The 14897-nt window shown below is 68.6% G+C and carries 10 protein-coding genes; 2 read left to right on the plus strand and 8 right to left on the minus strand.

Annotation, left to right across the window (positions count from 1 at the left end):
* Positions 1-42: 42 nt before the first annotated feature.
* Both OHT21_RS12330 and OHT21_RS12335 read right to left on the minus strand, forming a co-directional pair.
* On the minus strand, positions 43-1980 hold the full coding sequence (locus tag OHT21_RS12330; RefSeq protein WP_328768312.1) for an acyl-CoA dehydrogenase family protein: 1938 nt from the start codon (positions 1978-1980) through the stop codon (positions 43-45).
* A gap of 149 nt (positions 1981-2129) precedes the next feature.
* Positions 2130-2309: a hypothetical protein gene (locus OHT21_RS12335; RefSeq protein ID WP_328768313.1), complete on the minus strand. Its 180-nt coding sequence runs from the start codon at positions 2307-2309 to the stop codon at positions 2130-2132.
* 363 nt (positions 2310-2672) lie between these two features.
* Here OHT21_RS12335 and OHT21_RS12340 point away from each other — a divergent pair, with 363 nt between their 5' ends.
* Both OHT21_RS12340 and OHT21_RS12345 read left to right on the plus strand, forming a co-directional pair.
* Entirely contained in the window at positions 2673-3686 is a 1014-nt protein-coding gene (locus tag OHT21_RS12340) for a LacI family DNA-binding transcriptional regulator (RefSeq protein ID WP_328768314.1), read from the plus strand.
* Positions 3687-3753: 67 nt separating this feature from the next.
* Positions 3754-5805, plus strand: coding sequence for a glycoside hydrolase family 31 protein (locus OHT21_RS12345; protein ID WP_328768315.1), 2052 nt, complete (start codon positions 3754-3756; stop codon positions 5803-5805).
* Positions 5806-5876: 71 nt separating this feature from the next.
* On the opposite strand, the gene OHT21_RS12350 is transcribed toward OHT21_RS12345, so the two are convergent.
* The 6 genes from OHT21_RS12350 to OHT21_RS12375 form a co-directional block, all read right to left on the minus strand.
* Positions 5877-6590 (minus strand): glycoside hydrolase family 12 protein, encoded by a 714-nt coding sequence (locus tag OHT21_RS12350; RefSeq protein ID WP_328768316.1) that lies wholly within the window; start codon positions 6588-6590, stop codon positions 5877-5879.
* Between the two features lie 127 nt (positions 6591-6717).
* Positions 6718-8715 carry a beta-galactosidase gene (locus OHT21_RS12355; protein WP_328768317.1) on the minus strand — a complete coding sequence of 666 codons (1998 nt, stop codon included), beginning with the start codon at positions 8713-8715 and terminating at the stop codon, positions 6718-6720.
* The gene (locus OHT21_RS12360; protein WP_328768318.1) at positions 8715-10946 is read right to left on the minus strand and encodes a 1,4-beta-glucanase; all 2232 of its coding nucleotides are present in this window, start codon (positions 10944-10946) and stop codon (positions 8715-8717) included. The genes OHT21_RS12355 and OHT21_RS12360 overlap by 1 nt, the downstream gene beginning before the upstream one ends.
* A gap of 204 nt (positions 10947-11150) precedes the next feature.
* Positions 11151-12104: a carbohydrate ABC transporter permease gene (locus tag OHT21_RS12365; protein WP_328768319.1), complete on the minus strand. Its 954-nt coding sequence runs from the start codon at positions 12102-12104 to the stop codon at positions 11151-11153.
* Positions 12101-13180, minus strand: coding sequence for an ABC transporter permease (locus tag OHT21_RS12370; protein WP_328768320.1), 1080 nt, complete (start codon positions 13178-13180; stop codon positions 12101-12103). The genes OHT21_RS12365 and OHT21_RS12370 overlap by 4 nt, the downstream gene beginning before the upstream one ends.
* Positions 13181-13206: 26 nt before the next feature.
* The gene (locus tag OHT21_RS12375; protein ID WP_328768322.1) at positions 13207-14883 is read right to left on the minus strand and encodes an extracellular solute-binding protein; all 1677 of its coding nucleotides are present in this window, start codon (positions 14881-14883) and stop codon (positions 13207-13209) included.
* Between the last annotated feature and the right edge of the window lie 14 nt (positions 14884-14897).

Genomic DNA, 14897 nt, shown 5'->3' on the forward strand with positions numbered 1-14897 from the left:
CAGAATCACCACGGGGACGACAGTGCATTCCTGGGGAAAAGGTCAGCGAATGGGGCGGTGGACGTTGTCCCGTTTCGCCGGCCCGGGTGTCGCGTCCGCGATCCAGGCGCCGTCACCGGAGGGGTCGATGACGCCTTCCTCCAGCCAGGTGTACGTACCGCCGAGGACGCCCTTGACCACCTTGCGGTCGAGGTCGTCGGTGTTGCTCCACAGCCGGCCGAAGAGTTCCTCGACCCGGATGCGGGACTGGCGGCAGAAGGCGTCGGCGAGCTGGTAGGCCTCGCGGCCGTGGTCCCCGGTGGTGCGCAGATGCTCGGCGCGCACACAGGCCGCGCTCATCGCGAACAGTTCGGCGCCGATGTCCACGATCCGGCCGAGGAAGCCCTGCTTGGTCTCCATCCGGCCCTGCCAGCGCGACATGGCGTAGAAGGTGGACCGGGCGAGCTTGCGGGCGGACCGTTCCACGTAACGGAGGTGACCGGAGAGGTCGAGGTGGCCCTCCGGGTGGAAGTCGGCGTAAGAGCGCGGAAGTTGGCCGGGGCCCGCGACCAGCTTGGGCAGCCACTTGGCGTAGAACACACCGGCGTTCGCGCCCGCCTTCGCCTTGTCCTGGAGGGTCTTCTCCGGGTCGATGAGGTCGCCCGCGACCTTCAGATGGGCGTCGACGGCCTCGCGTGCGATCAGCAGGTGCATGATCTCGGTCGAGCCCTCGAAGATGCGGTTGATGCGCAGGTCACGCAGGATCTGCTCGGCCGGGACGGCCCGTTCGCCGCGGGCCGCGAGAGACTCGGCGGTCTCGAAGCCGCGTCCGCCGCGGATCTGGACCAGCTCGTCGGCCATCAGCCAGGCCATCTCGGAGCCGTACAGCTTCGCCAGAGCCGCCTCGATACGGATGTCGTTGCGGTCCTCGTCGGCCATCTGCGAGGACAGGTCGAGTAGGGCCTCCAGGGCGAAGGTCGTCGCCGCGATGAAGGAAATCTTGGATCCGACGGCCTCGTGGAAGGCCACCGGCTTGCCCCACTGCTCCCGCGCCGCCGACCACTCGCGGGCGATCTTCAGACACCACTTGCCCGCGCCCACACACATGGCGGGCAGGGACAGCCGCCCGGTGTTCAGCGTCGTGAGCGCGATCTTGAGGCCCGCACCCTCCGGGCCGATGCGGTTGGCCGCCGGGACGCGGACCTGGTGGAAGCGCGTGACGCCGTTCTCCAGGCCGCGCAGGCCCATGAAGGCGTTGCGGTTCTCGACGGTGATGCCCTCCGAGGCGGACTCCACCACGAAGGCGGTGATGCCGCCCTTGTGGCCCTCGGACTTCGGCACCCGCGCCATGACGACGAGAAGGTCCGCGACGACGCCGTTGGTCGTCCAGAGCTTCACGCCGTCGAGGATGTACGAGTCGCCGTCCGGGACCGCCGTGGTGGCGAGCCGTGCCGGGTCGGAGCCCACGTCCGGCTCGGTCAGCAGGAAGGCCGAGATGTCGGTGCGGGCGCAGCGCGGCAGGAAGGTGTCCTTCTGCTCCTGCGTGCCGAAGAGCTTCAGCGGCTGCGGTACGCCGATCGACTGATGCGCGGAGAGCAGCGCGCCGACCGCCGGGTTCGCGGAGCCCACCAGAGCGAGCGCCTTGTTGTAGTACACCTGGGTGAGGCCGAGACCGCCGTACTTGGTGTCGATCTTCATGCCGAGGGCGCCGAGCTCCTTGAGCCCGTTGATGGTCTCGTCCGGGATCTGCGCGTCGCGCTCGATCCGCGCCCCGTCGATCTTCGTCTCGCAGAAGTCGCGCAGCTTGGCGAGGAACTCCTCGCCGCGCTGCGCCTCCTCGTCGGTGGGCATCGGGTGCGGATGGATCAGATCGAGCCGGAGGCGGCCGAGGAACAGCTCCTTGGCGAAGCTCGGCTTGCGCCAGTCCTGCTCACGTGCGGCCTCCGCCACTTGGCGCGCTTCGCGCTCGGTGACGGCGGGCTTCTTGGTTGGTGCGGACATGAGGGGCTTCACCTCGCCGCGAGTCGGGATCTTCGGAACAGTTTGGTTACTGGCCGGTGCTACTGGATCGTATGTACCCGATTACGGGCAACGTCACCAGTCCTGGCGCACCTCCCCGCCGGATGAGCCCTTCCGCACGTACTCCGATTTCAGCCGATGTCCACCGAGAACGCCTTGGTGGCCAGCCGGCCGGAGCCGCGGAAGACCTCGGTATCGGCCTCGATGCCGGAGACGTACTTGTCGTTGCTCAGCAGCTTGCGCCGTACGAGTGCCTGGGTGAAGTCGTCGAGATTGAGGGGTGGCCTTGCTTGTCCTGCCGGTTGAGCCACACCATGATCTCGTCGATGGATTCGTCCTGCCAGTCGGCGCCGCCGGGGAGGTCGAAGGTTGCCGCGGAATCCTTGGGCTGGGACGGCGCGCAAGGTTTTTGGGGGCCGCAGGGCCCCATCAGGGGCGCGGGGCTGTGACACTTGCGGCTCCGCCGCGCGGGCGCGAGCAACCCACAACAACCCGCACACGCCCACAAACCCCATCGAACCACCCCCGTAGGCGCCCCGCTGAACCGACGGAGTCGAAGCGCTTCGACAAAGTATGGACACGTAGCGTCCACCAAGCTACTGTCGAGCCACCCCCGCTCGAAAGTAAACGAACACCCGCGCTGTCGAAGCGCTTCACACACCTTGGAGAGCTGGATGGTCACCCTCGCCGAGGTCGCCCAGCACGCCGGAGTCTCGGCCAGCACGGTGAGCTATGTCCTCAGCGGCAAGCGATCCATCTCCGTGGGCACCCGGCAGCGGGTCGAGCGAAGCATCCAGGAGCTCGGCTACCACCCCAACGCGGGCGCCAGGGCGCTGGCAAGCAACCGCTCCAACATCATCGCGCTGATGGTCCCGCTCCGTACGGACATGTACGTACCCGTGATGATGGAGATCGCCATCGCGGTGGCGACCACCGCCCGCACCCACGGATACGACGTACTGCTGCTCACCGGCGAGGAGGGCCCCGACGCCGTACGCCGCGTCACCGGCAGCGGTCTCGCCGACGCGATGATCCTGATGGACGTCGAACTCGACGACGAGCGGCTGCCGTTGCTACGCGGCACAGACCAGCCCTCTGTCCTCATCGGACTGCCCGCCGACACCAGCGGTCTGACCTGCGTCGACCTCGACTTCGGCGCGACGGGCGCCCTGTGCGTCGAGCATCTGGCCATGCTCGGGCATCGCGACATCGCTGTCATAGGCGAGGCGCCCGCGGTCTACGAGCGCCACACGGGCTTCGCCGAGCGCACCCTCGACGGACTGCGTTCCCGCAGCCGCGAGTTGGGACTGCGGCTGCTGCACCGCCCATGCGAGGGCGGATACGACGCGATGGCCGTGACCCTGGCGCGGATCTTCGACGAACGCCCGGGCACCACGGGCTTCGTCGTGCAGAACGAGTCCGCGGTGGAGCCGCTGCTCGGGCTGCTGCGCCAGCAGGGGCGTGCCGTACCCGAGGACGTGTCGGTGGTCGCGGTCTGCCCGGACCAGGTCGCCACCCAGGCATCGGTGCGGCTGACCTCCGTCGCCATCCCCGCGCAGGAGATGGGACGGAACGCCGTGGAACTGCTGGTCGCCAAGCTCGACGGCCGCGGCACCGACGAAGTCGTCCTGATCGCGCCGGAGTTGACGACACGGGCCAGTACGGGGCCGGCGCCCGCCAAGTCCTAGGCGCCACCCGGTCACGGCCTCGCAAGGCACCCCCACCCCGCCTTTACTCCTGCAGGGAGCACCTCACGTGAATCAGCCTGCCGAGATCCAGCCCCAGCAGGGGGCGGTCAGCCTCGCCCAGTCCTCCCCCACCGTCGGCACGTTCCGCGAGCGTGACGGCGCCCTGGAGTGGAGCGGGCGCCAGGAGACCGTACGTATCGAGCCGTGGGGCCCGGACGCGGTACGGGTCCGGGCGCGGCTCGGCGGCCCGGTCGTCGAGGGGCTGCCGGGTGCGCTGCTCGACGAGGCGCCGGTCACCGAGGCGAGCGTCAAGATCGAGGACGGGCTCGGTCTGCTGACCGTCGGCGCGCTCACGGTCGAGGTCACAGCCGAGGGCCTCCTGCGTTTCACCCGTACCGACGACGGCTCGGAACTCCTCACCGAGGAGCGCGCCCACTTCTGGTGGCCTGGCCCGCGCCTCTACACCCCCGTCGGCAACGGCTACCACCGCCTGGAGCAGCGCTTCGCCGCGTACGAGGGCGAGAAGCTGTTCGGCCTCGGCCAGCACCAGCACGGGATGCTCGACCAGAAGGGCGCCGTCCTCGATCTCGTGCAGCGCAACGCCGAGGTCAGCATCCCGGTGCTCACCTCCAGCCGCGGCTACACCCTGCTGTGGAACAGCCCGGCAATCGGCCGCGTGGAGCTGGCGGGCAACGGCACGCGCTGGGTTGCGGACTCGGCCCGGCAGATCGACTACTGGATCACGGCGGGCCACCCGGCGGACGCCCAGCGCCGCTACAGCGCGGTGACCGGCCGTACGCCGATGCTGCCCGAGTGGGCCGCGGGCTTCTGGCAGTGCAAGCTGCGCTACCGCACACAGGATGAACTCCTCGCCGTGGCAAGGGAGTACAAGCGCCGCGGGCTCCCCCTGGACGTCATCGTCTGCGACTTCTTCCACTGGACGCATCTGGGCGAGTGGAAGTTCGACCCCGCCGAGTGGCCCGATCCTGCGGCGATGGTGCGGGAGTTGGACGAACTCGGCGTCAAGCTGGTCGTGTCGGTGTGGCCGTCGGTGTCCCCGCTCTCCGAGAACCATGACCTCATGGAGCAGCGCGGCTACTTCATCGGCACGCAGTACGGCCCGATGGCGCACGCCGACTGGCCCGACAAGGAGGTCGCCTCCACGGTCCAGGTCGCCTTCTACGACGCGACGAATCCCGAAGCGCGCGACTTCATGTGGTCGAAGGTCCGCGACAACTACCTCACGCCGTACGGCATTCAGTCCTTCTGGCTGGACGCCTGCGAGCCGGAGATCAAGCCGGGTTTCCAGGAGAACCTGCGCTATTGGGCGGGCCCCGGCCTGGAGGTCGGCAACCTCTACCCGCGCGAGAACGCCCGTGCCTTCTACGAGGGCATGGTGGCCGCCGGCGAGACCGAGGTCGTCACCCTCAACCGCTCGGCCTGGGCGGGCAGTCAGCGTTACGGCGCCGCCTTGTGGTCCGGCGACATCGGCACCGACTTCGCGACCCTGCGCCGCCAGATCGCGGCAGGCCTCAACACGGCGCTGTCCGGCATCCCTTGGTGGAACACCGACATCGGCGGCTTCCACGGTGGCGATCCGAACGACCCGGCGTACCAGGAGGTCATGGTCCGCTGGTTCCAGTTCGGCGCGCTGTCCCCGCTGATGCGTCTGCACGGCTTCCGCGACCCGGGCATGCCGCTCGGCCCGGCCATGACCGGCGGTCCGAACGAGGTCTGGTCGTACGGCGAGAAGGCCGCCGCGATCATGGAGAAGTACCTGCGGCTGCGTGAGCGCCTGAAGCCGTACGTCCTGGATGTGATGCGTGCGGCTCACCAGGAGGGGCTGCCGGTGATGCGCCCGCTGTTCCTCGAGTTCCCGGAGGACCAGACGACCTGGTCGGTGGACGACGCGTACCTCTTCGGCCCGGATCTGCTGGTCGCGCCGGTGCTGACGGCGGGCGCGACGGCCCGTACGGCCTATCTCCCGGCGGGCGCGCGCTGGACCGACGCGTGGACCGGCGAGACGTACGAGGGCGGCGCGGCCGTGACCGTCGACGCCCCGCTGGACCGCATTCCGCTGTTCCTGCGGGACGGTGCGCGGCTGCCCGTAGCGGAGTAGCCGCGTACACAGGAGTGCGGCCGGACCTGGGGAGGACCGGCCGCACTCTTATGCCTGGGCTTGCTCCTGGATCAACTGCTGCTGACGGTCAGGTTGTTGGTGCGGAAGTCCAGACCGCCGGACGACGAGGTGATCTCGTAGCCGAACTGGACGTCACCGATGGTCTCGTTGCCCATCCAGCCCTTGGTGTCCTTGATCCACTTGAGGATCGGGAGCATGTCGACGCTGCCGGAGTTCGAGTCCGAGGTGCGCAGGAACGAGAACACCTCGTTGGCGCCGTTGTTGCCCTTGTAGACGTTCCAGGTGTGGCCGCCGAGGGTGACGCTGCCCTGCGAGGTGCCGATCGGGCCGACGGCTCCGTTGTAGTTCACCCAGAGCATGATCTCGTAGTCGTAGTCGGTGTCCCAGATATCGTACGAGGAGTTGTACGCGCCCGAGGACGGGACCGTGACGTTGTAGTTGCTGCTGAGCGAACGGAGCGAGGTGATCGACTTGTTGATCACCTTCTTGGAGTTGGGGTAGGACTTGATGCCGCCGGTGTTGGGGTGGTTGGCCCAGGCGCCCCAGTTGGTGCCGGAGTTGGCCCAGATGCACTGGCTGCCGGCTCCGGAGCCCCAGATGTTGTTGTAGAGCGTGTAGCCGTTCAGGCTGGTGTTGCCCCACTGGTCGCAGGAGTTCCAGACGGCGGCCGAGGCGGGCGCGGAGGCGAGGCCGATGGTGGCGCCGAGTGCGAGTGCGGGGGCGATGAGGGCCTTGGCGACCCTTCTGCGGGTGCGTGTTGCCATGGCTGTCCCTTCCATGGGTGGGGGGAAATGCTGTGGATCTACCGCGGCTCCAGGGGGAAGTCGCGGTCTTCTCCGGCGCGTGGCGAGAACGGTCGCGCGGTCCGGAGGAAGTCCTGGGATCGGGTGTTCACGGCGCGAGCACCGCCGCTCCGTAGCGCGCCAACTCCACGGAGTCGGTGACCAGTTCGCCGGTGAGGAGGTCCCGATGGGTGCCCGGAATCTCCACGGTGACCGTCTCTCGGCTGTGGTTGAACACGAAGAGCAACTCGCCCCGGCGGACAGCCTCGACCTGCGGGGGAAGGCCGTCGAGTGGCGGCCGGACTCCCGCACCGGCCGCCACGTCCGCCAACAGGTCACGCAGCGCGGGCGGTTCGGGCAGCGTGGAGATGTACCAGGCGCGCCCCTTGCGCAGCAGCGCGGGCAGGCCGTCCAACTCGCCGCCCTTGTATGGGACAACCAGCTCGGCATCGCCCGCCGCTTCGAGTTCCTCGGACCACAGGGTCCCCCGGAAGCCGTCGCATTCGACGCTCTCCCCCGCATCGAGCGGCCACCACTCGTGCAGGGTGCGGATGCCGAAGAGTTCCCGCAGCCGCGCGTCCATGCCGCCGGGCCGCACCCGGTCGTCCTCGTCCGCGACTCCGGTCAGGAATCCGCAGACGAGGGTGCCCCCGGCTCGTACGTACGACAGGAGATTGTCGATCGCGGCGTCCGTGAGCAGGTACAACTGTGGGACGACGACCAGCTTGTAGGGGGACAGGTCGTGCTCGGGGTGGGCGAAGTCGGCGGTGAGGTGGGCCTCCCAGAGGGCGCGGTGCCAGGCGTGTACGACCTGCGGATAGTCGACCTCGGATGAGAGGCGGCCATCCTGGGCGCCCGCCCACCAGGCATTCCACTCGTGCAGGATCGCGACGTCTGCCTCTATGCGGCTGTCGATCACTTCGGGGCCGAGCGCGGCGAGTTCGGCGCCGAGCCGTTTGACCTCCTGGTAGGTACGCCCCTCCTCCCCCGCGTGGCTGACCATGCCCGAGTGGAACTTCTCCGCGCCCTGCCGGGACTGCCGCCACTGGAAGTAGCAGACGGCGTCGGCGCCGCGGGCGACGGCCTGGAGCGACCAGAGGCGGTTCATGCCGCGTGGCTTGGGGTGGTTGACGCCCCGCCAGTTGACCGGTCCGGCCGCCTGTTCCATGAGCATCCACGGGCCGCCGCAGGCCTGGGAGCGCGTCATGTCCTGGATGAGGGCGCCGTTCTGGGCGCCGAAGGGGTCGCGCGGGTCCGGGTAGATGTCGACGGAGACGAGGTCCTCCTCCTCGGACCATCTCCAGGCGTCCTGTCCCGCCCACATCGGCATGAAGTTGGTGGTCACCGGGATGTGCGGGGTGTGCCTGCGGACGATGTCGCGCTCGGCGACGTAGCACTCCAGGAGCATGTCGGAGGTGTAGCGCTTGAAGTCCAGTACCTGCGTGGGGTTCTTCAGGTAGTGGGCGTGACGGGGTGGCAGGACCTCGTCCCAGTCGCCGTAGCCCTGGCTCCAGAAGGCCGTTCCCCAGGCGGTGTTGAGGGCGTCGAGGGTGCCGTACTTGTCCTGGAGCCAGCGGCGGAAGGTGGCGGCGGCCTCGTCGCCCCAGTCGTAGGTGCAGTACTCGTTGTTGATGTGCCACATCGTGAGGGCGGGATGGCTGCCGTAACGGGCGGCCAGGTCCTCGGTGATGGCGGCGGCGTAACGGCGGTAGGTGGCGCTGGAGTGCGAGAAGTGCTGACGGCCGCCCCACCATTCGGTGCGGCCGTCCTCGTCGCGCGGCAGGGTGTCGGGGTGCAGGCGGCCCATCCAGGGCGGGGGCGAGGAGGTGGGCGTGGCGAGGACGACGCCGATGCCGTTCTCGCGCATGAGGTCCAGCAGCCGGTCGAGCCAGCCGAACTCCCTTGCTCCGGGCCGGGGTTCGAGCTTCGCCCAGGAGAAGACGCCGAGGGTGACGGAGTTGACGCCGGCCGCCTTCATGAGGCGTACGTCCTCGTGCCAGGTTTCCTCGGGCCACTGCTCGGGGTTGTAGTCGCCGCCGAAGAGGATGCGGCCGCGGGTGGCGTCAGCGAGGCCCGGTCGCTGGTGCGGGTTCGAGTGCGGGGACATCAGGCCGGGTCCCCGTACTGGATGCCGCGTCCGTTGGTGGCGATGTAGACGCGGCCGTGGACGCGTGGGTCGCCGGTGATGGTCTCGCCGATCCAGCCCCATTGATGGGCGTCGTCGTTGATACGGACCCAGGTCCTGGCCCCGTCGTCGGAGCGGAGGACGCCGGTGACGGACCCTGCCTCGATCGCGCCGACCTGATAGATCGCGGGGTAGCCGGCGCGGCGGGCCGCCTTGCCGAAACCGAGGCAGTGGGATGACCGGCAGCTCGCGACCTTCGAGAAGGCGGCGCCGCCGTCGGTGGACCGGAAGAGGCCGTTCTCCTTCGCGGAAATCCACAGGTCACCGGAGCGTCCCGGGGCCGCGACCACCTTGAACTGGGCGTCCCCGGACGGCAGTCCGCCCGCACGGGCCGTGAAGGAACGGCCACTGTCAGTGCTGGCGTATAGCGTTCCTGTGTCGGTGTCGTATGCGTAGAAGAGCGTCGGGTCGGCCGGGTCGGCGACCGGCGTGGCGCCCTTCGGGAAGGAGGAGACCTCGGACCAGGTCGCGCCGTTGTCCGTGGAGCGGTGGGCTGCGTACTTCGTGCCGTCCCAGTGCACGAAGGACCACAACAGCGTACTGCCGTCGGCGTTGGTGGCGATCGGCCCCGGTGCGTCTTTGGCGATGTCCGGCTGGGCCTTGAAGGGCGCCCAGGTCCGGCCGCCGTCGTTCGAGTACGCGCCGTTGCCGTTGTCGCCGAAGCCCGCCCGGACGACGTACGACGGCTTGGCCGCGGCCTGCGCGAGTCCCGTCGCCGACCCGAACACGGGGTTCGCCGCCATGCCGCGCGACGGAGACGCCGTGAGCCGCTCGTGGTACATCACGCCGATGTCCCCGAGCCCGCTCAGCAGATGCGCCTCCCCGACCGGGGGCGAGATCAGCTGGCGCACGGACGTCTCCTCCAGGCCGCGGATCTGCGGCGCCCAGCGCTTGAGGTCGCGGGTGCCGTAGAGGGTCGCCCCGGTCCCGTACACGATGTGCTTCGAGTCGTACGGGTCCAGGGCGAGCGCCTGGATCCACCAGCCGAACTTCGCCTTGTCAGCACCCCAGTTGAGGAAGGGAGTCTCCGATACGTCCAAGACAGCCGCGTCCTTGAGGGACGTCCAGGTACGGCCGCCGTCGGTCGAGCGGAAGAGCGTGTCGATGGCCGCCCAGCGGTTGTTGGTGGACACGACGACGGTGCCCGGGCGGCGGGCGTCGACGGCGACCCCGCCGTAGGCGAAGTTGTCAGCCGAGCCGTCTTCGGTGGTGCCGCCGGGCTGCACGGGGGTCACCTCGGTCCACTTGCCGGTGGCGGTACGCAGCTTGTGCACGCTGCCGGTGGACTGGCCGTTGGGTCCGGGCGCGTCGGCGTACGTCACGTACAGCTCGCGCGTGTGCCTGTCGTACGCGGCCCGGATCGGGACCTTCACCGAGGTGCCGGACGGCTGCCCGGGCACGGCCTCCCAGCTCGTGCCGTCGGCGGTGCGGTACAGGTTCGCCGTGCCGGACGTGCCGTCGCCGTCACCCCAGCCGGCGTAGACGGAGCGCCCGGCCGCGAGGAGGAAGGTGACGCCCTGTCCGGAGGCGCCGGCCTTCGCCGGGAAGTCGGTCGCGGCTGCCCAAGTGGCGCCGCGATCGGTCGACTTGAGCAACCCGTCGTGCCGGGTGCCCAGCCACAGGGTGTCGCTGTCGCGCGGGTCGACGAGGAGCCGTTCGCCGGTACCGCGCCCGTCCTCGTTGGCGCCGAGCTTCACGGTCAGGTCGGTGCGGGACCAGGTGGCGCCGCGGTCCTCGGAGCGCAGGACGGCGCCGTTGCCGGCCCAGGGCTGGGCGTAGGTGCCGAGGGAGAGGTACAGCCGGTTCGGGTGCTTGGGGTCGACGGCCATCGCCTCCACCCCGAGGAGGTTCCAGTCGTCCCAGCCGAGGTGATCGGTGAGCGGCGTCCAGCGGGCGGCCCGGTCGTCCCAGCGGTAGGGGCCACCGATGTCGGTACGGGCGTAGGCGAGCCCGCGCACGGAGGGGTGGAACAGCACACCGGTGATGAATCCGGTACCGCCGATGACGACGTTGCGCCAGCGGTAGCGGGGGTCGCCGGCCGGCGATGGGGCGGGGGCTGGGGCTGCCTGTGCCAGAGGGCTGACGACGGAGAGCGCGGCGGCAGCGGCGGTCCCGGCGAGGACGACGCGTCTGCTCGGGCGGGGCGTGTGCATGACATACCTCGTTCTGCGAGAGAGGAGTGGGGGTGGGGACGGCTGCGCGTGAAGAGCAGCGGACGGTGCCCTATAGCGAAACGGGGGTGGGGCGCCCCTTTAGGGGCGCGGGGCTGTGTCAATTTGCGGCTCCGCCGCGCGGGCGCGACCAGCCACAACGGACCCGCAGTTGTCCAACTGCCCCATAGGAGCAGGCTGGCGTGGTCAGCCCTTGACCGCGCCGGTCAACATGCCCTTCTTGAAATGCCGCTGCACAAACGGCGAAAGCACAGCCACCGGAATAAGCGCCAGCACCATCACGGCCATCTGCAAAGCCAGAGCGGACAGCTCACCCGTGTTGACCTGGGCGGAGAGACCGACCGGCCGCTCCTGCTTCTGCACCAGCTGAATCATCACGTTCTGCAGCGGCATCATGTCCTGGTCGGTCAGATAGATCGACGCGTTGAACCAGGCGCTCCAGTAACCCACCGCGTAGAAGAGCGCGATCACCGCGAGCACCGCGCGCGACAGCGGCATCACGATCTTCCAGAGGATGCGCCAGTCGCCGGCCCCGTCGATGCGAGCGCTGTCGATGAGTTCCTGGGAGATGCCCATGAAGAACGCCCGCAGGACAAGGATGTTGAAGACGCTCACCGCGCTGGGGAGGATCAGCGCGAGGTACGTGTCGGTGAGTCCGAGCCCCTGCACCAGCAGGTACGTCGGGATCAGGCCGGCGCCGAAGAACATGGTCGCCAGGAGCGTCATCAGGATCCCGCGGTGGGCGAGCGAGCCGCTGCGCGAGAGGCCGTATGCGCACAGCACCGACACGGCCATGCTGAACAGCGTGCCGACCAGGGTCACCCCGACGCTGACCAGTGCGGCGCGCTGGACCTGGCCGCCGCTGAGGAGTTCCTGGTAGGCGACGAAGGTGATGCCCTTGGGGATCACCACCAGACCGCCGGCCTCGTCGATGGTCTTCTTCGACTGGAGGCTGGTGACGATGACGATCCACAGCGGGAAGAGGATCGCCAAGCAGGCGAGGCTCAGGACGAGACCCTTGCCCGCAAGGCCGGCCTTGGCCGGCTCCTCCTCCCAGACCGGGCGGGGAGGGGCCGCCCAGGGACTCGGTTTCTTCGCCGCCGGCTTCTCGTCGGCCGGCTTGTCGAGGACAGCGCTCACTTCTTGTACACCCCCTGCTCACCCATGAGATGGGCGACCTTGTTGGCGGTCAGCACCAGTGCCAGGCCGACGAAGCCCTTGACGAGTCCTGCGGCGGCGGCATAGCTGAAGTCCTGGTTACGGATGCCGTTCCACCACACATAGGTATCGAGCACATCGGAGGCGGCGACGCCCACCGCCTGCCGTTGGAGCAGCAGTTGTTCGAAGCCGACGGTGAGGGCGTCGCCGACGCGCAGCACCAGCAGCAGAGCGATCACCGGGCGCAGGGCGGGCAGCGTGATGTGCCACATGCGCCGCCAGCGTCCGGCGCCGTCCATGGTGGCGGCCTCGTACAGGTCGTTGGAGACGGACGACAGTGCCGCGAGGAAGACGATGATGCCCCAGCCCGCGTCCTTCCAGACCATTTCCAGCGTGACCAGGTACTTGAAGGTCTCCGGGTTGGTCATCAGATCGAAGCCCTCGTAGCCGTGCTGGCGGAGGGTCTGCGCGATGATGCCCGCGCCGCCGAAGATCTGCATGAAGACGGTGACGACGAGGACCCAGGAGAAGAAGTGCGGCAGGTACATGATCGCCTGGGCGAGGGCCCGTACCCGGGGCCTGACCACGCTGTTGATGAGGAGCGCGAGCAGGATCGGGATCGGGAAGAACAGCACCAGTTGCAGGAAGAACAGTACGAACGTGTTCTGCACCGCGTGCCAGAAAGCCGAGTCCGCGAAGATCCGCTCGAACTGTTCGAAGCCGATCCAGGGACTCTGGAAGATGGCGACGAAACCGTTCTCGCTGAGGTACGGGTCGTAGTCCTGGAAGGCGACGACGTTGCCGAGGATCGGCACGTAGTTGAAGACCAGGATCAACAGCACCGCCGGCAGGGTCATCAGGATCAGCGTGCGGTCGCGCTTGAACCGGAGCCGGAGGCTCAGCTTCCCCCGGCGCTTGTCCTCGCGCGACCGGGACCGCGACCCGGATCGGAACGGCGGCCGGAACCAGGAGCGGCGTCCGGCGCCGTCGAACGACGCCGGATCCTCCGCTGGGGTCTTCGCCTCGGCCCTGGACCGGGGCACCGTGCTGTGGGACACGGTCTTCTCCTCGCCTCAGCCCCGGGTCAGTTCGCCGACCCGTTGTCGTCGAGCAGCTTCTTGTACCAGTCGCGCAGGTCGTCGCCGCCCTTCTTCTTCCAGTCGGACACGGCCTGCTGGACATCGCTGATCTTCTTGCGGCCGCGCACCACGTCGTCCTCGAGCTGCTCGAAGTCGTCGGCGAGGTTGGCCCAGCGGTTGGGCTCGGTGACGTACAGGCCGAAGAAGGAGGACTTCTTGGTGAAGGCGCCCATCCGCTGCTGCCACTCGACCATGCCCTTGGTGACCTCGGGGAAGTCGGGGAAGGCGACGTACGGGGCGGGGTTGCCGGTGTAGTCGTAGGCGCCGTTGACCTCGTTGACGCCCTGGGTCGTCTTGACCGGCAGGCCCTTCTTGATCTCGTAGTCGACGCCCTCGACGCCGTACGCGGTGAGCATGAACTCCTTGGTGCCGTACGGCGCCGCGCAGAAGTTGCAGAGGGCCAGGAAGTCCTTGATCTGTGCCTCGGTCGCCTTCTTGCTGATGAAGGTGAAGATGTTGGCGGGCTGGACCGCCCACAGCGTCGGGTCGCCGCCGTCCGGGCCGAAGTAGTCGAACGCGGCCATGTCGAAGTCCGGGTTCTGGGTGGCCTGTTCGGCGGTCTTGCCCCACCAGTCGGAGATGTTGTTGTTGTAGACCAGCACCTCGCCGGCGGTGAAACGGTTGCCCGAGGTGCCGCCGTCCTTGCCGCTGACCGCGTCCGGGTGGACCACCTTGGCCGCGTAGAGCTTGCGCGTCCACTCCAGGGCTTCGAGGTACTGCTCGGTCTCGACGCGGTTGATCAGCTTGCCGTCCTGCAGATTCCACCACAGCGCCTTGTCGCTGCCCGACAGGCATCCGAAGATGTTGAACGCCGACCACTTCATGTCGTCGCAGGCCCAGAGCTTCGACTTGGGGTCGTTCGCTTCCTTCGCCCAGGACAGGAACTCGTCGGGGCTCGTGGGGAGGCTGTAGCCCTTCTCCTTGAACAGGTCCCTGCGGTACATGGGCGCGATGTCCGTGACGTACGAGGCGGGCATCGGGATCGCCCGCAGCTGACCGCCGAAGATGGCGCGCTGCCAGGCCTCGGTGGGGACGGCCGCGAGGTTCGGGTAGTCCCTGACCTTGTCGCCGGACAGATACGGGCCGAGGTCGGCGAACTTGGCGTTGATGGCGCTGGGTATCCGGCCCATCATGTTCCAGCCCGGCACGGTCACCACGTCGGGGATGTTGTTGCCGGCGAGGACCGCGCCGAGCTTCTGGTCGTAGGTGACGCCGTCCTGGTTCTGCCAGGTGACGTCGACGCCGATGGCCTCGTTCATGGCCTTGTAGTACGGGTTGTCGGTCTTCGGCGGGGTTCCGTAGAACGGCGACAGGATCGTGAGCTTGCCGCCGCTGCCCATCTTCTTGGCCACCGACGCCTTCAGCTCGGCCGTGGGGATCGCCTTGGTGAAACCGGCCGCCGAGCCGTTCTTCGCCGGGATGTCGGGCGCCACCACGGTCGATGCCACGTAGGCCGGGAGGAGCTTCGCGGCGTCCTTGCCGGACGTGGTGCCTTCCTTGCGGCCCTCCTGGGAGCCGCCGCAGGCGGACAGCAGCGGCACGCCTCCGGCCACCGCGGCGGCGGCGACCGCCGTGGAGGCGAGGAAGCTTCTCCGGCTGGGGGCGGAGGTGTTCGGCGTCATTGCGTCAACCCTTC

It is taken from the genome of Streptomyces sp. NBC_00286 (genome assembly GCF_036173125.1).
In the GTDB taxonomy this organism is placed as follows: Bacteria; Actinomycetota; Actinomycetes; order Streptomycetales; family Streptomycetaceae; genus Streptomyces.